Below are 23,846 nucleotides of genomic sequence, written 5' to 3' on the forward strand. Positions count from 1 at the left end.
CGGGCGGCGGTGTGACACGGAAGGCAGGGCCGGGGCGGCTCACGCCCGCAGCAGATGGTCCATCGCCAGCTGGTCGAGGCGTTCGAACGCCATACCGCGCTGGGCAGCGGCATCGACGTCGAACTCTTCGAAGGCCGTGGTGTCCGCGAGCAGTTGGGCCGGCGTCTCCCCCGGTCCGAGTGTGGGCCGGGCGAGCTGGTCGAGCCGTGCGGCGCGCAGGGCTTCCTGGACTGCGGGGTCGGCGCGGAAGGCGGCAGCCCGTTCGCGGAGGACCAGGTAGTTGCGCATGCAGCCTGCGGCAGACGCCCATACGCCGTCGTAGTCCTCGGTGCGCGGTGGTTTGAAGTCGAAGTGCCGCGGACCTTCGTAGCCTCCGCTCTCCAGCAGGTCGACTGTCCAGAAGGCGGCACGCAGGTCGCCCGCCCCGAAGCGGAGATCCTGGTCGTACTTGATTCCCGACTGTCCGTTGAGGTCGAGGTGGATGAGCTTGCCCGACCACATGGCCTGCGCGATCCCGTGCGGGAAGTTCAGGCCCGCCATCTGCTCGTGCCCCACTTCCGGGTTGACACCGAAGAGTTCGGGCCGCTCCAGACGGTCGATGAAGGCGAGGGCATGTCCGACTGTGGGGAGCAGGATGTCGCCGCGCGGCTCGTTCGGTTTCGGTTCGATGGCGAAACGCAGGTCGTAGCCCTGCTCGGTGACGTACTGGGCGAGGAAGTCGAAGGCCTCCTTCATCCGGTCGAGCGCTGCGCGTACGTCCTTCGCGGCCCCCGATTCGGCGCCCTCACGGCCGCCCCAGGCCACGTAGGTCCTCGCGCCCAGTTCAGCTGCGAGGTCGATGTTGCGCATCGTCTTGCGCAGGGCGTAGCGGCGTACGTCGCGGTCGTTGGCGGTGAAGGCGCCGTCCTTGAACACGGGGTGCGAGAAGAGGTTGGTCGTCGCCATAGGGACGGTCATGCCGGTGGAGTCCAGCGCCTGCCGGAACCGCTTGACGTGCGCTTGGCGCTCGGCGTGCGGTGTGCCGAAGGGGATGAGGTCGTCGTCGTGGAACGTGATGCCGTAGGCGCCGAGTTCAGCCAGCCGCTGCACTGCCTCCACCGGATCGAGCGGGGTGCGGGTCGCCTCGCCGAAAGGGTCGCGTCCCAGCCAGCCCACGGTCCACAGACCGAAGCTGAACTTGTCGTCCGGTGTCGGCTGGTAGTTCATCCCGTCGCCTCTCTCCGGGTGCGCTCCGAGCGCGGTGGCACAGTGCGCAACCCCTATTCGTCATGACCGTTGACAAATTAGTATGCGCCCAGGGCCGCACCCGTGGGAAGACGTGGGAGAGGGAGCTGAGAGGTTCATGTCCGCACCAGAGGGACCACTCGTCGTCGGCGTGGACAGCTCGACGCAGTCGACCAAGGCACTCGTCGTCGACGCCGCCACAGGCCAGGTCGTCGCCCGTGGCCAGGCGCCCCACACCGTCACCCCGGGCCCTGGACACGAGAGCGACCCGGAGGAGTGGTGGAGCGCGCTGGAGGCGGCCCTCGATCAGTGCGGCCGGGTCGTGCAGGAGGCGGCGGCGGTCTCCGTGGGCGGCCAGCAGCACGGACTCGTCACCCTCGACGCGGACGGCCGCCCGGTACGTCCTGCGCTGCTGTGGAACGACGTACGGTCCGCGCCGCAGCGCGACAGGCTCATCGATCAGCTCGGCGGCCCTCAGCAGTGGGCGGAACGGATCGGGAGCGTCCCCGCACCGGCATTCACCGTCACCAAGTGGGCGTGGCTGTGCGAGAACGAACCGGACGCGGCAGCAGCCACGGCGGCTGTCCGGCTGCCGCACGACTATCTGACCGGACAGCTCACCGGAGCGGGCACCACCGACCGCGGTGACGCCTCCGGCACCGGCTGGTGGGCGGGTGCCGAAGAGTCCTACGACGAAGGAATGCTGGAACTGGTCGGTCTCTCCCCCGAGTTGCTGCCCCGCGTACTCGCACCGGGCGAGGCGGCCGGCACCGTACGTTCGGGGCTGCCCCTGCCGGCGGGCGCGCTCGTCGCCGCGGGCACGGGCGACAACATGGCCGCCGCCCTCGGGCTCGGCCTGAGGCCTGGCCGACCCGTGCTGAGCCTCGGCACCTCGGGCACCGTCTACGCCGTCTCCCAGGCGAGGCCGGCCGATCCCACCGGCACGGTCGCCGGGTTCGCCGACGCGCGCGGCGACTGGCTGCCGCTGGCGTGCACGCTCAACTGCACGCTCGCTGTCGACCGCGTCGCCGCTCTGCTCTCCCTCGACAGGGAAGCAGTGGAGAGCGGAGGAGAGCTCGCGCTGCTGCCCTTCCTGGACGGCGAGCGCACTCCCAACCTTCCGTACGCCTCAGGGCTGTTGAGCGGCCTGCGGCACGACACCACAGCCGGCCAGGTTCTGCAGGCCGCCTACGACGGTGCCGTCTTCTCGCTGCTGCGCGCCCTCGACCAGGTCCTCGGGGACGGCAACCCGCCGGACACGCCGCTGCTGCTCATCGGCGGCGGAGCGAAGGGCACGGCGTGGCGCGAGACGGTGCGGCGTCTGTCCGGCAGACCCGTACAGGTGCCGCGCGCCGAGGAGTTGGTGGCGCTGGGCGCGGCGGCCCAGGCCGCGGGTCTGCTGCTGGAGGAGGACCCTGCGGCAGTGGCACGCCGCTGGGGCACCGCAGAAGGCCCCTACTACGAGGCCGTCCCCCGCGACGAGGCCGGGCTGACCCGGATCGCGGACACCCTCTCAGGCGCGGATACGCTGCTGCGGCGGTCCTGAGCCGCAGCCCCTCGCGACATTTCGGCACGCCCCGGAGGATGGGACCTTGATGGCGATCCCCGCACCCAGTTCACAGCGGGAGATGCGGCAGCGCAATCTGTCCCGGGTGCTGTACGCCGTCGCAGGGGCCGGTCACGTCTCACGTGCCACTGTGGCGGCGCGGATCGGGCTGACCAGGGCGTCGGTCTCCACCCTCGTCGAGGAGCTGCTGCGAGCAGGCTTCCTGGTGGAGCTGGGTCCCGGCCGCTCCGGGGGCGTGGGCAGACCGGGCAACGCGCTGGCACTCACCGACCTCGGACCCTGCGGCATCGGCGCGGAGATCGGCGTGGACCACCTCACTGTGTGCGCGGTCGATCTGCGCGGCCAGGTGCGTGCCCGCCAGACGGAGGAGGCACCGAACCGGGGGGCGAGCCCGGCAGCCGTGCTGGACCGGCTCGGATCACTCGTCGAGCGGGTCACGGTCGACGCCGGTGCGGCGGGACTGCGGCCGGCGGGACTGGCCGTCGCCGTGCCGGGGCTGGTCACCCGTTCCTCCACGACTGTGGTGCGCGCCCCGAACCTGGACTGGCACGACACCGACGTCGCCGAGCACTTGTCCGGTCCACGCCCGCTGACCGTGGACAACGAGGCCAACTTCGGTGCCCTGGCCGAGCTCTGGCAGCGAGAGGCGGACGGCGCGCCTGGCGACTTCATCCACGTGTCCGCCGAGGTCGGGATCGGGGCCGCCGTCGTGCTCGACGGCGAACTGCTGCGCGGCAGACGCGGGTTCGCCGGTGAGCTGGGCCACGTGCCCGTGGAACCCGACGGTCCGGACTGCGCGTGCGGCGGGTCGGGCTGCCTGGAGCAGTACGCGGGCGAGGCTGCCGTGCTCAGTGCCGCAGGCGTCGAAACGCACGGCGCGGGCGGCCGCAGCGCGGCACTCGCGGAACTGCGTGCCCGGGCCGAGCGCGGCGACCCCGGCGCACTGGCGGCTCTGCGCCGGGCAGGCAGGGCGCTCGGTATCGCCCTCGCGGCGGCCGTGAACCTTCTCGACCCCCGGGCAGTGGTGCTGGGCGGCGCACTCGCCGGCCTCGCGCCGTGGCTGCTGCCCGCGCTCGAAGCAGAGCTGCAGCGGCGCACAGCGGCGCCCGGCGCAGTGCCCGAGCTGGCCGTGTCCGTGATCGGAAGCGAGGGCCCGTCACTCGGTGCGGCGCACTCCGTCGTACGAACGGTGCTGAGCGACCCGCTGCCGTACGCCGCCGCACGCTGAGCGCACGGAACGAGCCGTATCGGCCGCTAATCGACCACACCGGAGAATTCAGCACTTCGGGCGAAAGACAGACGGATGCCACCGCACTGTCCCCGCGCGCCCACACATGCTCGACCCTGTGACACGACGGCACCGATGGCAGAGACGGCATGGCGCAGCGGCAACGCTCCTGTCCGGCACGGCACTTGCCCTGAGCTGTGTCGCCCCGGCGGCGGCCTGGTCCCAGCCCCCGCCCGGAGCGGAACGCACCGGCATACCCTCACCGGGCACCGGCGGCAGCAGTCCCGGGCCGCAAGAGCCGCACGAGCCCCGCCCGTCGGCGGACACGAACGGTCACTCCTCACCGGGTGGTCCGCGTCGCTCGGCCGAAGCGGACGATGCCGTCCGGATCGAGCTGACGGCACATCAGGGACGATGCCGCTGGGCCCGGCTCGTGGTCGTCGCCGGGGGCGTACGGGTGTGGCTGGTGGCGGGTCGTCCCTGCGTCCCGGAAGCGCCGCAGCCCGCTCCCCCGCCGAAGCCCGTACCGCCCACGCCTCCTCCTCCGCCGGCCGCACCCCCGCCGACGCCAGCACCCGAGCCGCCGCCCTCCAGCAGCCCACCGGCCGCTCCCGCTCCTGTGGTGCACCGGCCGAAACCGCCCGGGCCGGCACCCAGTCCCTCACCGGCCCCCGCCCGCAAGCCGGAGGCGGAGCCGCCGCCGTCACCGTCACCGTCACCGTCACCGTCACCGAGAACGTCCCGCCCGGCGGTACCCGCACGGCTCACTCCCATCCAGCCGCCGTCCGAAGGCAGGCTGCCGCTGGTCACCCGGACCCTGCTCATCGTGGCTCCGGCCGTGCTGGCCGCGGCGGCACTGCGTTCCCGCAGCAGCCGCTCCACTTCCTCGTCCGGCAACGGCGCCGCATCCGGCTCGTCCCCGTTCTCCGGCTGACCCGGCTGACCCGGCCGGCCTGCCGTTCAGCCGCCTCTGCCCGCTCTTCGCCTCTCCGTCCGCTTGCGCTCACGTACCGCCTCCGACACCACACGGGAGATACCCATGCCCGAATGGCTGGTCCTGGTCCTCGGCATCCTCATGGCCTGCGCGGTCGTGGTGAGCCTCGTCGTGCTGCGGCAACGGCGGTCCACCGACGACGATCCGTCCGAGACGCCGGACGTGATCGAGTACATGACGATGATGACCGGCGTGGTCTACGCCATCGTGCTCGGGCTGGCCATCGCCGGCGTCTGGGAGGCCCGCAACGTCGCCGACGAGGTGGTGGCCGACGAGGCGCAGGCGCTGCACGAGGTGTACGAGCGGGCGCAGGTCCTTCCCTCCGCCGAACGCGACCGCATCAGGTCGGACGTCGACGACTACGTGCGCCACACCGTCAGCACCGAATGGCCGCACATGAAGAAGAGCGGCGAACTCACGGTCCGCGGCGGGCAGTTGCTCACCGAACTGCGGGAGGACGTCCTGGACTACCGGCCCCGCACCACTCGCGAGGAACAGGCGTACGCGGCGATGGCCGACCGGGTCGCCGCCGTCGACGCCGCCCGTACGGAGCGGGAGGGGAGCGCTGAACCGACCCTTCCGGGGGTGGTCTGGGTCGGCCTCTTCGCGGGCGCGGTGGTGTCGGTCGGGATGCTCTTCGCCCTGCAGATCCAGCGTTCGGCCAGGGAGCTGCTGCTGGCGGGACTGTTCACGGCGCTCATCGCGTTCCTGCTCTTCCTCGTCTGGCGGTTCGACTCGCCCTTCTCGCGGGGCCTGACCGACCCCATGGACGCGTTCACCTCGCTCTTCCCCCGCTCGACGAGAGGATGACGGCCGCGCCGGAGTGCCCCACGCACGCCTGGTGGCAACGCCGCAGGTGAATGAGATGCTGACGGTTCCCGAATCCGGATCACGAAGGAGGGAGCCGGGGTGTCCTCGCTCTTCCCCGCGCTGAACGCCGCGCCCGACCGCACAGCGCTGCGCTTCGGCGACCGTACGCTCAGCTACAGCCAACTCGCTGCCGCAGCAGGGGAGACGGCCACCCGCCTGGGCAACGCGAACCGGGTACTGGTGTGGGCGGCCCCGGCTCTCGAGACGGCCGTCGCCGTTGTGGCCGCGCTACTGGCCGGCGTCCCCGCAGTGCCTGTCAATCCTCGCAGCGGGGAGCGGGAACTCGCGCACATCGTCGCCGACAGTTCGCCCTCGCTGGTGCTCGCGGAGGCGGACACCCCACTGCCGGAGACTCTGGGCGGACTGCCGCACGCCGACATCGCCACGGTCGCCGAAGGCGACACCGCGCAGTGGGCCCTCGCCCCCGGTCCGGATCCCGAATCGGCGGGTCTCATCGTCTACACCTCGGGCACCACAGGACCGCCGAAGGGCGTTGTTCTCTCCCGCCGTGCGATCGCCAGCAACCTGGACGCCCTGGCCGACGCATGGCAGTGGACCGAGGACGACGTGCTCGTGCACGGCCTGCCCCTCTTCCACGTGCACGGCCTGATCCTCGGAGTCCTCGGACCGCTGCGCCGCGGTGGCACGCTGCACCACCTGGGGAAGTTCTCACCCGGGGGCGTGGCGGCGGCCCTGTCGGCCGGCGGCACGATGCTCTTCGGCGTGCCGACGATGTACCACCGGCTCGCGGAGGCGCTGGAGAGCGAACCGGGCCTGGTGCCGGCCCTGTCCGGAGCGAGGCTGCTGGTCTCCGGCTCGGCTCCGCTGCCGCTGTCCGACCACGAGCGCATCACTGCCGCGACGGGGCGTCACGTCGTCGAGCGGTACGGGATGTCCGAAACGCTGATCAACACCAGCGTGCGCGCCGACGGTGAACCACGGCCGGGGACGGTGGGAGTGCCCCTGGCCGATGTGGATCTTCGACTCGTCGACGAGTCGGGGCAGCGCGTGGGCTCCGGAGACGGGGAGAGCGTGGACGTCGTCGGAGAGGTGCAGGTACGGGGACCCAACCTCTTCACCGAGTACCTCAACCGCCCGGACGCGACCACCGATGCCTTCGACGGCGGCTGGTTCCGTACGGGGGACATGGCGACGCTGGACCGCGAGGGCCACGTACGCCTGGTGGGCCGCAAGGGCACCGACCTCATCAAGAGCGGCGGCTACAAGATCGGGGCGGGAGAGATCGAGAACGTGCTGCTGGAACACCCGGGGGTCGCCGAGGTCGCGGTGACGGGGGCTCCGGATCCGGACCTCGGGGAGCACGTCGTGGCGTGGATCGTGGCCACGGACCCCTCGGATCCGCCGTCCGCAGAGGAGTTGACGGAGTTCGTGTCGGCGCAGCTGGCTCCGTACAAGCGGCCGCGCACCGTGCACTGCCTGAAGGCCCTGCCGCGCAACGACATGGGCAAGGTCCTCAAGAGGGACCTCGTGCTGCCCGAGCCGGGCCGGGCGGGAACGGTGTGATTGTGAACGCTCGGGACGGGATGCGGCTCTGCGCTGTCTCTCCTGCTACCTAAGTCGGGGAGGCAGCTGCCTTCGGCCGACAGCGCGGCGGCAGCAGCGCTCTTAGCGTGCGGCCATGAACAAGATTCTTGGCTTCATCAGTTTCGTCCTGATCGTGCAGGGTGTCGGCGGCGTCGTCCACTATTTCTCCGGCTGGTTCGACGGCTGGGGCCTGATCAACCGCGTCGGGTTCCTCCAGGGCTACGAGATCTTCGCCGCCTGCGTCCTTGTCGTCCTCGGCGTGGCGGTGGGCGCGGCCTCGGACAAGGTGGGAAACCGGGCGGACTAGGCACCGACAGGGGCCTCCGGCGCAGGCAGGCGCTGCCCGGGGGCGCCCGGTCGAGGCGTGACGGGCGCCGCTCCTCCGGATGCGCGGCAGCTTCGCGTGCAGCGTGGCGGAAACCGGGGAGTGGCGAGCGCTCCCCGGCCGGCTGACGAGCGACGACGGCGCTGTCAGCCGCGGGTGCCGGAACCGTCGAGCGGACCGGGCGCCAGGCCATGGGAGTCGAGCCAGCGCAACGCCTCGGGGGTCTGCGAACCCCGTCCCCCTCCGTGGTCGCCGAACTGCCACACGACGACTTCCTTGTCGGCGCCTTCGTAGGCGTTGTACGCGGCGAACCCGGTCGACGGAGGGCAGACGGGGTCCATGAGCGCCACGCTGAAGAGCGCGGGGACGGCGGCCCGTCGGGCGAAGTGCAGTCCGTCGAAATAGTTGAGGGTGGTGAAGACCTTCTCGGGGTCGACGCGCATGTGCACGCCGAGGTAGTGGGCGATCTCCGGATACGGCCCCGCAGCGGCGAGTTCGACGCCGCGGCGGATGTGGGACAGGAACGGCACATCCGGCAGGCAGGCAGCCACCTCTGTGCCGAGCAGCCCCGCCACCGCCAGCGCCAGTCCCCCGCCCTGGCTGTGCCCGGTGACGGCGATACGGGCCGGGTCGACGGCCGGGTACGTCCGCAGGGCATCGACAGCCCGCGCAGCGTCGGTGATCAGGCGACGGTAGTAGTGATGCGCCGGGCCGTCGATGCCGCGCGTCATGAAGCCCCCGACGTACTGCGGGCCCGGTACCGGGTCCGGGTCCGGAGTGTCGTGGCCTTGACCGCGGCTGTCGACGACGAGATGGGCATAACCTGCCGCGCTCCACAGCAGATGGTCGGTGTGCAGTCCTCTGCCGCCGCTGTAGCCGATGTAGCTGACGACTGCGGGCAGCGGGCCGTCGGCGCCCCGCGGCAGCAGCAGCCAGGCAGCGACGGGCTGACCGCCCCAGCCGGGAAACCGGACGTCGTAGGCGTCCACCGTGCGCAGCGGAGAGTCCGTCAAGCGCCGGAATTCCGCGGGCGTTGCTGTCCGTCCGGCTTCCCGCGCGGCGGTGAGCGTCCTGGTCCAGAAGTCGTCGAAGTCCTCCGGTTCCGGGACCGAGGGCCGGTAAGCACGAAGCACTTCCAGCGGCATGTCCGTCAACGGCATGTCTTCCCCCTCACACGTGCGTAACGGCAGGCCACAGCATCGCATGGCGCTGCGGAAGCGGCGGTTCGCTGCGCACGGCGCTCTTGGGACCGGCTGCGGGTGGTATCCGTGCTTCATGGACTGGTTTGCGGCATCCGACTACTGGCTGAGCCGGCTCGTGCTGCAGCGCGCGCTGGCCGGCATCTATCTGGTCGCGTTCGTCTCGGCGGCACTGCAGTTCCGCGCCCTGATCGGTTCGCGCGGTTTGACGCCCGTCCCCCTGTTCGTGCGGCGCGTACCTTTCCGTGCTTCGCCGAGCCTGTTCCACTGGCGGTACTCCGACCGGCTGTTCGCGGTCTGCTGCTGGGCAGGTGCGGCGCTCGCTGCATCAGTCGCGGCGGGCGCCGCGGACGCGGTGCCACTGTGGCTCTCGGTGCTGATGTGGGCCGCGCTGTGGCTGCTCTACCTCTCGGTCGTCAACGTCGGGCAGCTCTGGTACAGCTTCGGCTGGGAATCGCTGCTGCTGGAGGCCGGTTTCCTGGCGATCTTCCTCGGCAATGCACGGACGGCGCCGCCTGTGCTGGTTCTCTGGCTGCTTCGCTGGCTGCTCTTCCGCGTCGAATTCGGGGCGGGGCTCATCAAGTGGCGCGGCGACAGGTGCTGGCGGGAGCTGACGTGTCTGGACTACCACCACGAGACTCAGCCGATGCCGGGCCCGCTCAGCTGGTTCTTCCACCGGCTGCCGAAGCCGCTCCACCGCGTCGAGGTGGCGGCGAACCATGTGGCCCAACTCGTCGTGCCCTTCGGACTTCTGCTGCCGCAGCCCGTCGCCACAGTCGCAGCGGCCGCCGTCATCGTCACGCAGCTGTGGCTGGTGCTGTCGGGGAACTTCTCGTGGCTGAACTGGCTGACGATCGTCCTGGCCCTCGCCGCCGTGGACAGTTCTCCCTTCGCCGCTCCGCCGTCGTACGACGAGTCGCCCCTGTGGTTCGTCCTTCTGGTCTGCGCCGTCGCCGCGGTGATGCTGGTGCTCAGCTACTGGCCCGCACGCAACATGATCAGCCGCCGCCAGCAGATGAACGCCTCCTTCAACACGCTCCACCTGGCCAACACCTACGGGGCGTTCGGCAGCGTCACCAAGCTGCGCCACGAGATCGTGATCGAGGGGACCGACGAGGAACGTCTCACTGAGGAGACGCGCTGGAAGGAGTACGAGTTCAAGGGCAAGCCGGGCGACGTGCGGCGGCTGCCTCGCCAGTTCGCGCCGTACCATCTGCGGCTGGACTGGCAGATGTGGTTCGCCGCTCTCTCACCGGGCTATGCGCTCGGCTGGTTCGAACCGTTCGTCGCACGCCTCCTCGAAGGCGACCCTGACACGCTGCGGCTGTTGCGCCACAACCCGTTTCCGCAGTCGCCGCCCGCACACGTACGGGCGCTGCTGTACCGGTACCGGTTCACGACCTGGCAGGAGCGGCGCGAGACGGGCGACTGGTGGCACCGCACGCTGGTGCGCGAATACCTTCCGCCTGTGGCAGCCGCGCCGGAGAAGGGAACGGACCGGACGGGCTGAGGGCCGCTGCCTGACGACCGCCCGGGCATGCCGTCGCAGGCCGGATCTGACATCTCCATTACGCATGCCGCCGGCGACAGGGAGTGCACTGGTCAGCGCTCTACGGTGAGACTGTGAGCACTCCTCCCCGCGCCACGGAACAGCAGGCCGACGACGCCGGCGACCCCGCACAGGACATTCAGCAGGGCACCCGGTACGACGGCCGGAATCGCACCGAAGCCGCACACGACAGCCCCCTCACGAGTCGCCGCGGCACGCTGTTCGACCTGTGTGCCGTCACAGCGGCTGCGCTGCTGTTCACCGCCGCCGCCATCGTGGGCCGCTCTTACCCCGACAGCAAGGAGACGCTGCGGCTGCGCTGGCCCCCGATGTCCGCCTACTGGCTGCCGCACTGGGGGCCGGGCACGTTTGCCGCGCTCACTTTCGCCGTACTGGTGGTCGCCTACGGTCCTTCGCTCGCCCGGACAGTGCCATGGCGCATGCTGCTGCTCGGCTGCTGGTCGGCTGCCATGGCGTGGAGCTGGTCGCTCGCCCTGGTCGACGGCTGGCACAGGGGTGTCGCCCATCGGCTGGCTGCCAAGTACGAGTACCTGCAGTCGGTCGGAGAAGTGGACGACGTCGCTACGACGCTTCGCGAGTTCACCAGCCGCATCCTCATGGACGCCCCGGACAACTGGCCCCCGCATGTCGCCGGCCATCCCCCCGCCGCTCTGCTCACTTTCGTCGGCCTCGACCGGCTGGGGCTGAGCGGCGGCGGCTGGGCCGCGGCCTTCGCGATCACTGTGGGAGCCTCGGCTGCGGCAGCGGCGCTGGTGACTGTGCGGACTCTCGTGACGGAGGATGCCGCCCGCAGGTGTGCGCCGTTCGTGATGCTCGCTCCGGCAGCGGTGTGGATGGGGGTGTCGGCGGACGGGTACTTCACCGCGGTGAGTGCCTGGGCCGTCGCTCTGCTTGCACTGTCGGCGACACGGACAGTACGGGCACCGCGCACCGTGGCACTGTGCTCCGGTCTGCTGTTCGGCCTGACGTGCTACCTGTCGTACGGCCTCGTCCTGATGGGGATCATCGCCCTGGGCGTGCTGGTCACGGCGCGTACTGTGCGCCCCGTCCCGTTCGTGCTGCTGGGAATGATCCCCTGGTTCGCCGTCTTCACCGCAGCCGGATTCTGGTGGTTCGAGGGATACTTCACCCTCGTCGAGCGCTACTACCAGGGGGCGGCGCGCGTCCGCCCGTACGCCTACTTCGTGTGGGGCAATCTGGCGGCCCAGGTCGCCGTCGTCGGCCCGGCAGTGGTGGCTGCGCTGCGCCGGACGAGCGTGCTGCGTACGGCCGTCGACCGCGCGCGGCGGCTGGGCGCGCTGAGAGTGCTCGTCGCAGCGGGGGTGTGCTGTCTGCTGGCCGCGGACCTTTCAGGGATGAGCAAGGGCGAGACAGAACGCATCTGGTTGCCGTTCACACTGTGGCTGCTGCCTGCGACCGCACTGCTGCCTCTGCGTTCGATGCGGTTGTGGCTCGGGGCGCAGGCCGGGCTGGCGCTGACGGTCAACCATCTGCTGATCACGGGGTGGTGACAGCAGGACGAGCCCTGGGCGCCGGGCCGGCCTATCCGTCGGCCCGGACACCGGCTCTTCCCGTTGCGGTGCTCTGCACTGCTCGGGCTGGTCTTCCGACCACGGTGCGCATCGCGCCGAGAGCTCGCAGACAGAGGAACGGCCGCTCGTGGCACTGCCATTCCTCGACGACGCTCCACCCCGCGCCGGCAGCCTGCTCACGCAGAGCGGCCCGGCCCAGACGTGCCCACAGGAACGCGGGCCCCTGTCCACCGGTGCCGTCGTCCAGCCGGACCTCTATCCGCTCCTCCACCTCCGCGGATGCCGCCTCGACGTACAACAGTCCGTCCGGCGCGAGGAGTTCGCGCACCCGGTTCAGCAAGGCCACCGGGTCGCCGCCGATGCCGATGTTGCCGTCCAGCAGCAGTGCGCTCTGCCACCGTCCTTCCCCGGGCAGAGGGGCGAAGACGGACCGCTTCAGAGCTGCGCCGCCGGACCGTCTCGTACGGGTGACAGCAGCGGGGGACGTGTCGACGCCCAGGACGGGCAGCCCCATGCGGGACGCCGCCGTCACCAGACGTCCCGGGCCGCAGCCGATGTCGAGTACGGCACCCTCACAGCGCCGGAGGACGCTCATGTCCGCGGAGTCGGCGCCCGCACACCACCGCTCCACCTCCAGTGGCAGCAGCCATCCGTCGGCGCGGCGCAGGAAGAGAGGACCTGTGCCCGCGCGCAGTGCGTCGGCATAGGGGTCAGCATCGGCACACCACGGAGGCGCCGGTGCGCTCACGGTGCCACCGCCCGGCTGAGGTTCGCGTGCACTGCAGCGAAGTCTCCGGAGCAGTGCACGGCGATCTGCGCGGCGTCGGCAGCGGTGTCCACATCGCGCAGTGCAGGCAGGTCCCGTACGGTCAGGCCCGCATCCACGAGTCGCTGCCGCTGCACCTCGCCCGTACGGTCGGTGGACATCGGCACTCCGCGGACAAGGGCAGGACGGGGGCGGGCGAGCCCGAGCGCCCAGAAACCACCGTCCATGGCCGGTCCGAACCACGCGTCGCACTCGTCCCACGCATGCGGGCCGGTGGCAGGGGCCAGCAGTCCGGCGGTGATCTGAGGTGTGTCCATACCGATCAGCAGGGCCGGACCGTCGCACTGTGCGAAGGCCGATGCGATCCGCTCGTCCAGTCCGCCCCGGCACTGCGGTACGACCTCGAACCCGTCGGGGAGCCACTGTCCCGGGCTTCCGTCCAGCACCAGAACGCGTCTGCGCGCAGGCGTGCGTGCGACTGTCCGCAGGGTGTCGCGGAGTGCCGCTTCCGCGAGCTGCGCGGCCTCCTGAGGACTGTGCGGCGGGGTCAGACGTGTCTTGACCCTGCCGGGCACCGGTTCTTTCGCGATGACGAGAACGGTCGTCGAGGAACGTGCGGCAACGCGGGGACCCCAGGCGGCTTCGGCTGCGCGAGCGGCAGATCCCGAATCCGTACCGGGATGCCTCAGCGGCGCCGGTGCCGGAACCCCGTCTGCGGGGCCTCGGCCGGGTCGGGGAGCTCCGCTCATCGCAGCACCGCCTGCATGTCGCGAACTGCATGCCAGGTCCCACGCCAGGTGCCGGTCACCTTCGACTTCCCCGTACGCGGCAGGTAGTCGACCTCGGTCTCGAGGATCCGCCAGCCCGCGTCGGCCGCGCGGACCACCATCTGCAAGGGGTAACCACTGCGCCGGTCGCTCAGTTCCAGGTCCAGCAGCGCCTCGCGCCGTGCCACGCGCATCGGCCCCAGATCGTTCAGGCGTACTCCCGTGCGGCGTCGCACCATCTGTGAGAGGGCCCGGTTGCCGAATCGCGCGTGCACCGGCCACGCGCCACGCTGCACGGGGCGCCGGCGTGCCAGCACCAGGTCCGCGGAGCCCGCCCGTACCGGGGCGGAGACGCGCGGGAGCGCACCGGGATCGAGGGTCGCGTCGCAGTCGCAGAAGGCGACGAACTCGGCCCGGGCCGCGAGCAGTCCGGCGTGGCAGGCGGCTCCGAAGCCACGGCGTTCCTCGTTCACGACCGTCGCCCCGTGTGCGCGGGCGACGGCGGCGGACCCGTCCGTCGAACCGTTGTCCACGACGACGGCACGCCATCCCGCCGGGATCCGCTTCAGGACCCAGGGCAGTGCCTCGGCCTCGTTGAGACAGGGGAGAACGATGTCTCCCTGCCAGGGCTGGGAGTTAGTCATCTGCCTCACCCTACGAACCCAGAACGGGCATAAGGGACCGACGCACCTTACAGAAGGCTGACGTCCGCGCCCTGACCACGTCCGCGGCACCCCCGCCGGCCCTTGCCGGTGCCAGACTCGCGACATGCGAACGAAGCCCATCCCGCGGCCCCGCCGGGTCCTGGTCGTCGATGACGACCCGACAGTGACGGAAGTGGTCGCCGGGTACCTCGACAGGTCCGGATTCGTGGTCGACCGCGCCGCCGACGGGCCGGACGCACTCGCCCGCGCGCAGGCCGCACCGCCCGACCTCGTCGTGCTGGACCTGATGCTGCCCGGCCTGGACGGTCTGCAAGTGTGCCGGAAGCTCCGCGAGGAACGGCCCGTCCCCGTGGTGATGCTGACGGCGCGCGGGGACGAGGAGGACCGCATCCTCGGCCTCGAGGTGGGCGCCGACGACTACGTCACGAAACCCTTCAGCCCGCGTGAACTGGTACTGCGCGTCGAATCGGTGCTGCGCCGTGCAGCCGCGCAGCCCGCGGACGGTCCGCTGCTGAGCGGAGGTGGCATCACACTCGACCCCGCCGCCCGTACGGTCTCGGACGCACGCGGCCCTCTCGCGCTGACGTTGCGTGAGTTCGATCTGCTGGCGCACTTCCTGCGGCATCCGGGGCGGGCCTTCAGCCGGGAGGAGTTGATGGCGGAGGTGTGGGGCTGGGACTTCGGCGACCTGTCGACAGTGACCGTGCATGTGCGACGGCTGCGGCACAAAGTCGAAGCCGATGCCGCCCGTCCGCGTCTGATCACCACGGTGTGGGGCGTCGGCTACCGCTTCGACGCCCCGGACGAGGGGCGCACGTCGGACGGTTCGGACGGTTCGGGACACAGCTCAGGCAGCGGAGGCAGCGGTGCGTGATCTCCTGCTCATTGCTCTGTACGCGGCGCTGGGCGCTGCAGCCGTGGGACTGGCGGGTCTGGTGGCGCTACGGGCACTGCGACGCAGGTCGGTCGCCGTCTCGCTGGCGGTGCTGACCGCTGTGGCGGTCGGTTCGATGCTGGCGGGAACGATGTCGGTGGCATGGGCGATGCTGCTGAACAAGCACGACCTCGGCGTGGTGACGACGGTGTGCGCCATGGCCGCCGTTACGGCGACAGTCACGGCTCTGCTCCTCGGACGCTGGGTGATCGGCGGGCATCGCGCCCTGGAGCAGGCGGCACGCGCCCTGGGCGATGCCGGTGACGAGGGCGTCCTCGGCGCCGACGGCGAGGATCCCGGCGATCACAGTCCGCCCGGGGGCGAAGCGGTTTCGCCGCACGTCCGTGCCTCGGGCCGCGTCCACACGAACCCCCTGCCCCGTGGCGGGGGTTACGTGCCACCGGCCACTCCCATGCCCGCCGAACTGGCCTCGCTCTCCCGGCAGTTGGCAGACACGAGCAACCGTCTCGCGGCATCCCGCGAACGCGAACGGGCACTGGAGGCATCACGGCGCGAACTCGTCGCCTGGATCTCACACGACCTGCGTTCACCGCTCGCCGGCCTGCGGGCCATGGCCGAAGCCCTCGAGGACGGCATCGCGGAGGACCCGTCCCGCTACCACCGGCAGATCCGCGGCGAAGTGGAACGACTGACCGGCATGGTCGGCGACCTGTTCGAACTCTCACGCATCCAGGCCGGATCTCTCACCCTCTCCCCCACCCGCATGTCCGTCTACGACCTCGTCAGCGACGCCATCGCCGGGGCGGACGCGCTGGCTGTCGAACGTGGCGTGCGCCTCGCCGAGGAAGGAGTCGAGCAGGTGCCCGTGCAAGTGGACGGCCGGGAGATGACGCGGGTACTCGCCAATCTCCTCGTCAACGCGATCCACCGCACGCCCGCGGACGGGACGGTGGCTGTCGCCGCGCGGCAGGAAGCCGGGGCCGTGGTGCTGTCGGTCACCGATCAGTGCGGCGGCATACCCACGCACGATCTTCCCCGGGTGTTCGACACCGGCTGGCGCGGAACCGACGCGCGCACGCCCACCGAAGGCGCCGGACTGGGACTGGCCATCGTGCGCGGCATCGTCGAGGCGCACCGGGGACGGGCGGCGGTACGCAATGTGCCGGGAGGCTGCCGCTTCGAGGTCACTCTTCCCGCTGCTCGCTGAACTGCCGTTCGGAGCTCGGTGGTCGGGACCGGTCAGCGAGCCGGAACCGGAGCCGACGACGCCCCGAGTTCGGCCTTGGCGAACCGTGTCATCCCCTCCGCGAAGCCCACCTGGGCGCGCCACCCCAGGTCCCTCAGGAACCGCTCGGAGGACGCGGTGATGTGGCGGACGTCCCCCAGCCGGTACTCCCCCGTCACCACCGGCTCGGGCCCCCCGAAGGCCTCCGCCAGCCGACAGGCCATCTCTCCCACGGTGTGCGGCGAGCCGCTGCCCGTGTTGTACGAGTGCAGCTGCCCGGCCGGCCTCTCCCCCAGCGCCTCCAGTGCCACGAGATTTGCCGCGGCCACATCGTCGACGTGGACGAAGTCCCTGCGCTGTGCACCGTCCTCGAACACTCGCGGAGCTTCGCCCCGCTCCAGCGCCGAACGGAAGAAGGAGGCCACGCCCGCGTAAGGGGTGTCCCGCGGCATGCCGTCGCCGTAGACGTTGTGGTAGCGCAGGCTGAGGACCCGGCCGCCGGTCGCACGCGCCCAAGCGGCCGCAAGGTGCTCCTGGGCGAGCTTCGTCGTCGCGTAGACGTTCCGCGGATCGACAGGCGCGTCCTCACCGACCAGCCCGGGTTCCAGCGCCGCGCCACAGCGCGGACACGGCGGTTCGAAGCGGCCGCTGTCCAGGTCCCGTACGGACCGGGGACCGGGCCGTACCAGCCCGTGAAGGGGACAGCTGTACCGGCCTTCGCCGTACACCACCATCGACCCGGCCAGCACGAGACCGTGCACACCGGCCTCGGCCATCGCCTCGAGGAGCACAGCCGTGCCGAGGTCGTTGCAGCTGACATACGCGGCTGCGTCGGTGAACCCCTTACCCAGGCCGACCATTGCCGCCTGGTGGCACACGGCGTCGACCCCCTTGAGGGCCCGGCCCACCGCTTTCCCGTCCCGTACGTCTGCGACGATCCCCTTCCCCGTCGGTGCCGTGTCGAGGACGACCGGCTCATGGCCTGCCGCCTCCAGCACGGAGACGACGTGCGAACCGATGAAACCCGCTCCACCTGTGACCAGTACGCGCATGGGGCCACGCTACGGTCGTGACCCGCTGCGACAGCCCGTTCCGCCCCGTGTGTCAGCGTTCCGTAAGGACTCTGGCCAGACCGTCCTCCCCTTGAGACGATCACCGCATGCACCGCGAACACCTCAGCTGGATCGACGCGCTCACCCCGGCACGAGCTGTCCTCTCATGACGGACGGAACGACGCCGACCGCTCCCGTACAAGTACCGCACGAGACCACCGTCGGCATCATCGGCGGCGGACCTGCCGGACTGCTGCTCGCTCGGCTGCTGCACCAGGCCGGGATCGACAGCGTGGTCCTGGAGAGCCGTGACCGCGTGTACGCGGAGCAGCGACAGCGGGCGGGCATGCTGGAGCAGACGACGGTCGACGTCCTCCGGCAGTGTGGAGCGGGCGAGCGGATGGACCGGGAAGGGCTCGTGCACGACGGCATCGAGCTGCGCTTCGCCGGCCGGGCACATCACATCGACTTCCCCACGCTCGCCGACGGCCGCCGGGTGACCATCTACGCTCAGACCGAGATCGTCAAAGATCTCATCTCCCTTCACCTCGCTCACCTTTCGGGAACCTCGCCCCTGCTGTTCGGTGCAGAGGTACACGCCGTCAACGGCATCGGTACGAGCACGGCAGCGGACGCCCCTGACCGCCAAGAGGACGGAGCGGTTCCCCCCGGCAGCCCCGCGCAGCCCACCGTGCATTACACCCATGAGGGCCAGGAACGCGTCCTGCACTGCCAGTTCGTCGTCGGCTGTGACGGCTTCCACGGTGTCTCACGTGGCGCGCTTCCCGCCTCCGTCGCCCGCACCTATGAACGCGAATACCCCCATTCCTGGCTCGGTGTCCTCGCCGAGGCTCCGCCTGCCTGCGATGAGCTGATCTACGCCCACTCGCCCCGCGGATTCGCCCTCCACAGCATGCGCTCCCCTACGGTCAGCCGCCTCTACCTCCAGGTGCCGAACGGGACGGACCCCGAGGAGTGGTCCGACGACCGGATCTGGGACGAACTCGACGCCCGGTTCGCCCTCGAGAGCAGCCGGGGATGGCGGCTGAACCGCGGGCCCATCACCTCCAAGGCTGTGCTCCCGATGCGCAGCAGCGTCACTGAACCCATGCAGTACGGACGGCTCTTCCTCGCCGGGGACGCGGCGCACATCGTGCCGCCCACCGGCGCCAAGGGCCTCAACCTCGCCGTGGCCGACGTCGCGGTGCTGGCCGACGCGTTCGCCCGCCACCATGCCACCGGCGACACCGAAGCTCTCGAGAACTACTCCGCCGGCCGGCTCCGCCGCGTGTGGCGTGCCGAACACTTCTCCTACTTCATGACGACGACGTTGCACACCGCCCCGGACCAGTCCCCCTTCGACACCCGTCTCCAGCTCGCCCAGCTGGAGCGCATCGCCTCCTCCAGCACCGCAGCCGCCGAACTCGCGGAGAACTACGCGGGACTCGCCCTGCTCGACGGACCCAGCGACGGCACCGCCGGCCCGCGTCCCTTCTCGTAGACGGTCAGCCCCTTCGAGAGGCGCAGCGGGACGAGAACGAGCTCGACGGCGACGGCCTTCCACGCGTACCAGAGGTTCACGACCTTGGCCGGATAGACGCAGGGGATGTCGAGCAGCACATCTCTCAGCCGGAGTTTGCGTTTTCGGGCCGCATACACGAGCGGAGGCAGCGTGAAGACCAGTTCCGCGCCCAGCCACCACAGCAGAGTGGGCACCACCCCGTGCCCCAGCCAGACCGTCATCAGGATGGGCGCGCTCCACCAAAGCGGTGCGGTCAGAATCTCCAGCATCGCCAGCAGCACCCACACTGCGAGTATCGGTTTGCGCCGGATCAACTGCCCCGTGTGCAAGCGCACGTTCTGACAGAAGCCCGCCATCCACCGCCACACCTGCTTGCGCAGATACAGCAAGGTCTCCGGGTCCGCCGCCCATGCGACCGCCTCGCCGACGTAACGCGCGCGCCGCCCGGCGATCTGCTGGGACCAGGTGAAGTCCATGTCCTCGACGATCGTCCGCTCGGGAAATCCACCGAAGCCGACCAGCGCCTCTCTGCGGAAGACCGAGCAACAGCCCGAGCACACCATGGGGCTGTCGGCCCGCTGCTGGATCGGGCGGTGCCAGTGGAACCCGAAAAGGTACTCCACGGAACGGCCCCGCTCCCAGACCGTCCGGGTGAAACGCGTCTGCACGTTCCCCGCCGCGACTACTACGGCGGGATCCTCGAATGCCGGAACGATCCGCTCGATGTAATCCTCGGCCAGGACGGTGTCCGCGTCGACGGCGAGGACGAGGTCCGAAGTGCAGTGCGGGAGGGCATAGTTCTGCGCCCGTGCCTTGCTGCCCAGGTTCCGCGGCGGACGCAGGACCTGTACGCCGTAGCTGCGTGCCACGTCGCCTGTGCGATCGCCTGAGGCGTCGTCGACGACGATCACCTGCTCCGGCGGGACCGTCTGGCCGAGCACCGACCGCAGAGTGGCGGGCAGCCCCTCCTCCTCGTCGTGGGCCGGAACGATCACTGTGACGCTGCGGCGCATGTCCCCACCCCTCGCCCGTCACCACGGCTCCGGCGTCCCTGCCTCCGCAGACACCGGTTCAGAGCGTCACGCCCTATGACTACGGCGCCCACGAGCCCGTACACCAGCACGCTGACCCCGATGACGGGCAGTCCCCCGTGCATGGGCATCCCCCTTCTCCAACACACCGGCGGCTCTCGCCAGGCGTCGTGAAGAAGCTAGCCCGCCTCCATCACTTTGCGTTGCGAATGCTTACTTTCTGTGGAGAAGTCGAGGTCTGTGTACAACTCGCTCACCCCTGCGTGGCATCCCAGCTTCGTTCCCCGGCGGCCTCTGCGGCGACATGCGTTCCCGGGCAGCTCAGGGCCCGCTACGCGGACCGGGCGGCAGCTCCCGTGCCTCCCGCCCGCGGTTCCTGCGTATGCGTCGCCAGCTCCGGCGACGCCGACTCCAGCGGCACCGACCAGGACCGCACCAGCCCCAGCTGAACCGCCTGCCGCGGCAGTACCGCGTCCAGCAGCCAGTCAGCCGCGACACGCACCCTGTTGCCCGGCAGCGACGCCAGGTGGTATCCGCGCGTCACCGCATTGGCCAGCGGTCCCGACAGCGGGACCCCGAGCGGGTTGGCCGCCGCCTGGAGCCCGCCGAGGTCGACCGTGAAGCCCAAGTCGTGGTGCTTGTAAGGGCGTCGCTCGCCGTAACCGTACGAAGCGGCGACGTTCCGCGCCACGGCCTTGCCCTGCCGCACCGCGTGCTGCGCGGTCATCGGCGTGTACTCGCCCGGCTTCGTGAGGTCCGGAACCGCGGCGGCGTCCCCGCATGCGAAAACCTCGGGGTGGCCGGGCACTTGGAGGTATTCGTCCACGCACAGCCGGCCCTTCTCGGAGGGCAGCCCCATCTCCTCCACCAGCGGGTCCGGCCGTACGCCCACGCACCAGATCAAGGACTGCGTCCTGACGAACTCCCCGTCGTCGAGGAGCACCCCCTCGCTCGTGGCCTCCTTCACGGACATGCCTGTACGCACGTCCACGCCGCGTTTCGTCAGCACCCGTTGCGCAGTCTTCGACAACCGCTCATCGAGCTCGGGGAGCACGCGCGGCGCGATGTCCAGCAGCATCCACCGCGGCTGCTTGTCACCGGGCAGCCCGTTCCCGGCCCGACGGTGCTGCCTGGCGAGCGAATCGGTGAACAGCTTGCCGTGCGCGGCGACTTCGGTGCCCGTGTATCCCGCTCCGACCACCACGAAGGTGCATCGCGCGTCCCGCTCGGCGGGGTCGTCGGCCGACGCGGCCATGGTGATCTGGCGCGAGATGTGATCACGCAGATACAGCGCCTCCGGCATGCCCCGGAAACCGTGCGCGTGCTCGGCGACACCGGGGATGGGCAGCAGCTTGTTCACGCTGCCGACGGTCAGCACGAGGCGGTCGTACCGCAGTTCGCCGCCCTGGCCCTCCGGGTCGACGTATGTGATCTTCCTCGACGTGAGGTCGACACCGTCGACCTCACCGAGTACCAGGCGAACCCCACGCAATGTCCCGGCCAGTGACACGGAGACCCGCCGTGGCTCCAGCACGCCGGCTGAGACCTCGGGCAGCAGGGGGAGATACAGAAAGTAATCGTTCGGATTCACCAGGACGATCTCTGCCGCTCCGCGGTACCTGCGCGAAAGCGTCCGTGCTGCCTGATAGCCGGCGAATCCAGCTCCGACGATGACTATGCGGGACCGGCTCACGGCGGTTCTCCAGACCTCGGGGACCTACGCGGACCCTGCTCGCAGTTCCCTCGGCCCCAGTCACCAAACCCGCTGCCGCCCGGCCTCCCACCGGCCACGAAAGGGGTGCGCGAGCACCCTCGGACGTCATGTATTGTTCTTTGTGCGCGAGCGGGGAGGGGCGAAGCCCCCAAACCGACGAGCACCGGGACGTGGCGCAGTTTGGTAGCGCACTTGACTGGGGGTCAAGGGGTCGTGGGTTCAAATCCCGCCGTCCCGACATTGTGACCAGCGGGTCTGCCGGAGATGGCAGACCCGCTGAGTACGTTCGTGTGACGCGTGACGGCGACGTGATGACTCGCGTGTCCGTCTCCCCTTCGGACCGGATTCGGTCACCAGGTCAAGAATCTCAGGCCGTGCGATCGTCCGAGGAACCGGGGGTCTCGCTCTGCTGCTTGCGGTCGGCGCACTCCAGGGCGTCGTCGACGGCGGTGACGGCTTCTCGCGCGGTGTGGGGCAGCAGACGGCCGTAGAGATTGACCGTTGTCGCGAGGGTCGAGTGGCGCAGAGTCTTGGAGACCAGGGCCAGCGGCACCTGCGAGCTGATCATGATCGAGGCGGCGGTGTGCCGCAGGTCGTGCAGAGCGATCCTGGGCAGGTCGATCTCCGCGCCTCGCCGGCGCAGCTCCTGTAGAACGCCTTGGGGACGCAGCGGGGAGCCGTCGCGGCAGCAGAAGACCAGACCCTCCAGCGGTGCGCCCTCGGGTTGTTCACGCCGGGCGTGGGCGGCCCGGCGGGTGAGAGCGGCCAGGACCCGCGGGGAGAGACTTACCCAGTTGCGGCTGGCCCTGGTCTTGGGGTGGCCGAGGTAGAGATGGTTGTTGTCCACGGCGGTGAGGTTCCAGCGCACCAGCAGGATCTTCTCGGCGAGGTGCACGTCCGCCCAGTGCAGCCCGAGGGCCTCACCGCGCCGCATCCCGGTCCCCAGGAGCAGTTCGAACATGTCCGCCAGCTGGTCACGGTAGTGGGTGTGGTTGTGCCGCAGGAAAGCCGCTGCCTGGCTGGGGTTCCAGCAGATCCGCTCCGGCGCGGCCGGACGCGGCATCATCGCGAACCGGCACGGGTTTTCCCGGATCAGTCGGGTCCGCTCTGCAGAGCCCATCGCGCTGGAGAGAGTGGCGGTGATCCGGTAGACGGTTGTCCGCCCGCGACCGCGGGCCAGTTCGGCCTTCGTCCAGGCGGTGAGGTGACGTGGCCTCAGGTGACCCAACGCCATGCGCCCGAAGCCGGGGATCAGGTCACCGGGGACGTGATCCCGGTAGCGCACGAAGGTGGTCGGCTTGAGGCTCCTCCTTCTCACTAAGCCACTCAGTCAGGTAGGCAGCGACCGTGAGGGCCTCGACGCACTGCACACCCGTGCGCTCCGATTCCAGGGTGCGCTCGAGTGCGGCATGCGCGGTTTTGCGGGTGGGAAAGCCGCTGCGGCAGTGCGCACCACGCGTGCCATCGGCAGTGGGGAGATCGACGGCGAAAGCCCAAGAGCCGTGCCGGGATCGGAACTTGAGCTTCGGGCAGCTGGCACCGAACTGCCGGCCGTCGGAACGCCGGCAGCCGCAACGTCGGTACACACGGCCGCGCTTGGACGAATGAGGAGCCACGATGGTCACCTCCAGTGGGTATCGGATGACCCCACCATCTGGGCTCCCGGCTCCCGCGCGGGAGCTGGCGGACCATGGCGTTGATGGTGCGACTGCCATCACGTCGCTGTCACCCGGTCTCCCCCCGGCCCGCTGAGCAGCCAGTACCCCTTTGGAGGGCTCCCGGTTCGGGCTCGTTGCGAGCCCTGGGAAGACCACTCCCCCTACCAAACAACAAGACACTGAAGCTCGCCTGGGGCGCGTGGATCTGCCGCACAATCCATGCCCGCCGGTCGGCGACACCAGCCGGCCTCACTCGGGAAAGGCACGGTCAGCGACGGGCTTATGCCGGGGGCTTGATGAAAAATGCGAACGCCCAGCTCAGGGACCCCGTGCCGGCGGCGCAGATTCGAATCCTGCTGGGCACAGGCGGGTCCGGTCTGCCAGCGAAGAGCCTTGCGACTCGGCTGGCCATGATTGGGGTGAAGCAGGGCTGCCTGTGCCTGTGTGACAGGCACGAGTTTCAGCCCCCGCGCATGCTGCACCCGACCGTCGGAGAA

The 23,846-nt window shown here is 70.3% G+C and carries 20 protein-coding genes and 1 tRNA gene; 11 read left to right on the forward strand and 10 right to left on the reverse strand.

Going from position 1 to position 23,846, the window contains the following annotated elements; all coding sequences use genetic code 11:
- Positions 1 to 39: 39 nt before the first annotated feature.
- Positions 40 to 1,206, reverse strand: coding sequence for a xylose isomerase (xylA, locus tag ACFPA8_RS13540; RefSeq protein WP_386447445.1), 1,167 nt, complete (start codon positions 1,204 to 1,206; stop codon positions 40 to 42).
- A 136-nt stretch (positions 1,207 to 1,342) separates the two neighbouring features.
- Between xylA and xylB the strand changes: the two genes are divergently transcribed.
- Both xylB and ACFPA8_RS13550 read left to right on the forward strand, forming a co-directional pair.
- Entirely contained in the window at positions 1,343 to 2,770 is a 1,428-nt protein-coding gene (gene xylB / locus ACFPA8_RS13545) for a xylulokinase (RefSeq protein ID WP_386447448.1), read from the forward strand.
- Between the two features lie 49 nt (positions 2,771 to 2,819).
- Positions 2,820 to 4,019, forward strand: a complete 1,200-nt coding sequence (locus tag ACFPA8_RS13550) for an ROK family protein (RefSeq protein ID WP_386447451.1) — start codon at positions 2,820 to 2,822, stop codon at positions 4,017 to 4,019.
- Positions 4,020 to 4,424: 405 nt separating this feature from the next.
- Here ACFPA8_RS13550 and ACFPA8_RS13555 read toward each other — a convergent pair whose 3' ends face one another.
- Complete coding sequence (locus ACFPA8_RS13555; RefSeq protein WP_386447454.1) at positions 4,425 to 4,916, reverse strand: hypothetical protein; 492 nt, start codon at positions 4,914 to 4,916, stop codon at positions 4,425 to 4,427.
- 142 nt (positions 4,917 to 5,058) lie between these two features.
- Between ACFPA8_RS13555 and ACFPA8_RS13560 the strand changes: the two genes are divergently transcribed.
- The 3 genes from ACFPA8_RS13560 (at position 5,059) to ACFPA8_RS13570 (ending at position 7,735) form a co-directional block, all read left to right on the forward strand.
- Complete coding sequence (locus tag ACFPA8_RS13560; protein WP_386447457.1) at positions 5,059 to 5,823, forward strand: bestrophin-like domain; 765 nt, start codon at positions 5,059 to 5,061, stop codon at positions 5,821 to 5,823.
- Between the two features lie 99 nt (positions 5,824 to 5,922).
- Positions 5,923 to 7,407: an acyl-CoA synthetase gene (locus ACFPA8_RS13565; RefSeq protein ID WP_386447459.1), complete on the forward strand. Its 1,485-nt coding sequence runs from the start codon at positions 5,923 to 5,925 to the stop codon at positions 7,405 to 7,407.
- Positions 7,408 to 7,522: 115 nt separating this feature from the next.
- Positions 7,523 to 7,735, forward strand: a complete 213-nt coding sequence (locus ACFPA8_RS13570) for a hypothetical protein (RefSeq protein ID WP_386447462.1) — start codon at positions 7,523 to 7,525, stop codon at positions 7,733 to 7,735.
- Positions 7,736 to 7,899: 164 nt separating this feature from the next.
- On the opposite strand, the gene ACFPA8_RS13575 is transcribed toward ACFPA8_RS13570, so the two are convergent.
- Positions 7,900 to 8,913 (reverse strand): acetylxylan esterase, encoded by a 1,014-nt coding sequence (locus tag ACFPA8_RS13575; RefSeq protein ID WP_386447464.1) that lies wholly within the window; start codon positions 8,911 to 8,913, stop codon positions 7,900 to 7,902.
- 115 nt (positions 8,914 to 9,028) lie between these two features.
- Between ACFPA8_RS13575 and ACFPA8_RS13580 the strand changes: the two genes are divergently transcribed.
- A complete protein-coding gene (locus tag ACFPA8_RS13580) occupies positions 9,029 to 10,462 on the forward strand; it encodes a lipase maturation factor family protein (RefSeq protein WP_386447467.1) in 1,434 nt (477 codons plus the stop codon).
- A gap of 113 nt (positions 10,463 to 10,575) precedes the next feature.
- Positions 10,576 to 12,033 (forward strand): hypothetical protein, encoded by a 1,458-nt coding sequence (locus tag ACFPA8_RS13585; RefSeq protein ID WP_386447469.1) that lies wholly within the window; start codon positions 10,576 to 10,578, stop codon positions 12,031 to 12,033.
- A gap of 31 nt (positions 12,034 to 12,064) precedes the next feature.
- Here the strand turns inward: ACFPA8_RS13585 and ACFPA8_RS13590 are convergent, their stop codons facing one another.
- From ACFPA8_RS13590 to ACFPA8_RS13600, 3 genes are all read right to left on the reverse strand, one after another.
- Complete coding sequence (locus ACFPA8_RS13590; protein WP_386447472.1) at positions 12,065 to 12,802, reverse strand: methyltransferase domain-containing protein; 738 nt, start codon at positions 12,800 to 12,802, stop codon at positions 12,065 to 12,067.
- Positions 12,799 to 13,395 (reverse strand): TIGR04282 family arsenosugar biosynthesis glycosyltransferase, encoded by a 597-nt coding sequence (locus ACFPA8_RS13595; protein WP_386447475.1) that lies wholly within the window; start codon positions 13,393 to 13,395, stop codon positions 12,799 to 12,801. Before ACFPA8_RS13595 ends, ACFPA8_RS13590 begins: the two co-directional genes overlap by 4 nt.
- Before the next feature lie 170 nt (positions 13,396 to 13,565).
- The gene (locus ACFPA8_RS13600; protein WP_386447478.1) at positions 13,566 to 14,231 is read right to left on the reverse strand and encodes a glycosyltransferase family 2 protein; all 666 of its coding nucleotides are present in this window, start codon (positions 14,229 to 14,231) and stop codon (positions 13,566 to 13,568) included.
- 124 nt (positions 14,232 to 14,355) lie between these two features.
- Here ACFPA8_RS13600 and ACFPA8_RS13605 point away from each other — a divergent pair, with 124 nt between their 5' ends.
- Positions 14,356 to 15,126, forward strand: a complete 771-nt coding sequence (locus ACFPA8_RS13605; RefSeq protein ID WP_386447481.1) for a response regulator transcription factor — start codon at positions 14,356 to 14,358, stop codon at positions 15,124 to 15,126.
- Positions 15,119 to 16,354 (forward strand): sensor histidine kinase, encoded by a 1,236-nt coding sequence (locus ACFPA8_RS13610; RefSeq protein WP_386447484.1) that lies wholly within the window; start codon positions 15,119 to 15,121, stop codon positions 16,352 to 16,354. The genes ACFPA8_RS13605 and ACFPA8_RS13610 overlap by 8 nt, the downstream gene beginning before the upstream one ends.
- Positions 16,355 to 16,386: 32 nt before the next feature.
- On the opposite strand, the gene ACFPA8_RS13615 is transcribed toward ACFPA8_RS13610, so the two are convergent.
- Positions 16,387 to 17,424, reverse strand: coding sequence for an NAD-dependent epimerase/dehydratase family protein (locus ACFPA8_RS13615; RefSeq protein WP_386447487.1), 1,038 nt, complete (start codon positions 17,422 to 17,424; stop codon positions 16,387 to 16,389).
- 166 nt (positions 17,425 to 17,590) lie between these two features.
- On the opposite strand from ACFPA8_RS13615, the gene ACFPA8_RS13620 reads away from it, so the two are divergent.
- Complete coding sequence (locus tag ACFPA8_RS13620) at positions 17,591 to 18,925, forward strand: 4-hydroxybenzoate 3-monooxygenase (RefSeq protein WP_386447490.1); 1,335 nt, start codon at positions 17,591 to 17,593, stop codon at positions 18,923 to 18,925.
- Here the strand turns inward: ACFPA8_RS13620 and ACFPA8_RS13625 are convergent.
- Entirely contained in the window at positions 18,859 to 19,959 is a 1,101-nt protein-coding gene (locus ACFPA8_RS13625) for a glycosyltransferase family 2 protein (protein WP_386447493.1), read from the reverse strand. The two genes, ACFPA8_RS13620 and ACFPA8_RS13625, sit on opposite strands and share 67 nt — an antisense overlap.
- 349 nt (positions 19,960 to 20,308) lie before the next feature.
- A complete protein-coding gene (locus ACFPA8_RS13630) occupies positions 20,309 to 21,670 on the reverse strand; it encodes an NAD(P)/FAD-dependent oxidoreductase (protein WP_386447496.1) in 1,362 nt (453 codons plus the stop codon).
- Between the two features lie 185 nt (positions 21,671 to 21,855).
- Here ACFPA8_RS13630 and ACFPA8_RS13635 point away from each other — a divergent pair.
- A tRNA-Pro gene (locus tag ACFPA8_RS13635) sits at positions 21,856 to 21,929 on the forward strand.
- Between the two features lie 129 nt (positions 21,930 to 22,058).
- Here the strand turns inward: ACFPA8_RS13635 and ACFPA8_RS13640 are convergent.
- Positions 22,059 to 23,009 carry a tyrosine-type recombinase/integrase gene (locus ACFPA8_RS13640; RefSeq protein ID WP_386447499.1) on the reverse strand — a complete coding sequence of 317 codons (951 nt, stop codon included), beginning with the start codon at positions 23,007 to 23,009 and terminating at the stop codon, positions 22,059 to 22,061.
- Positions 23,010 to 23,846: the final 837 nt, after the last annotated feature.

This window comes from Streptomyces ovatisporus (genome assembly GCF_042653885.1).
GTDB classification, from domain to species: Bacteria; Actinomycetota; Actinomycetes; order Streptomycetales; family Streptomycetaceae; genus Streptomyces; species Streptomyces ovatisporus.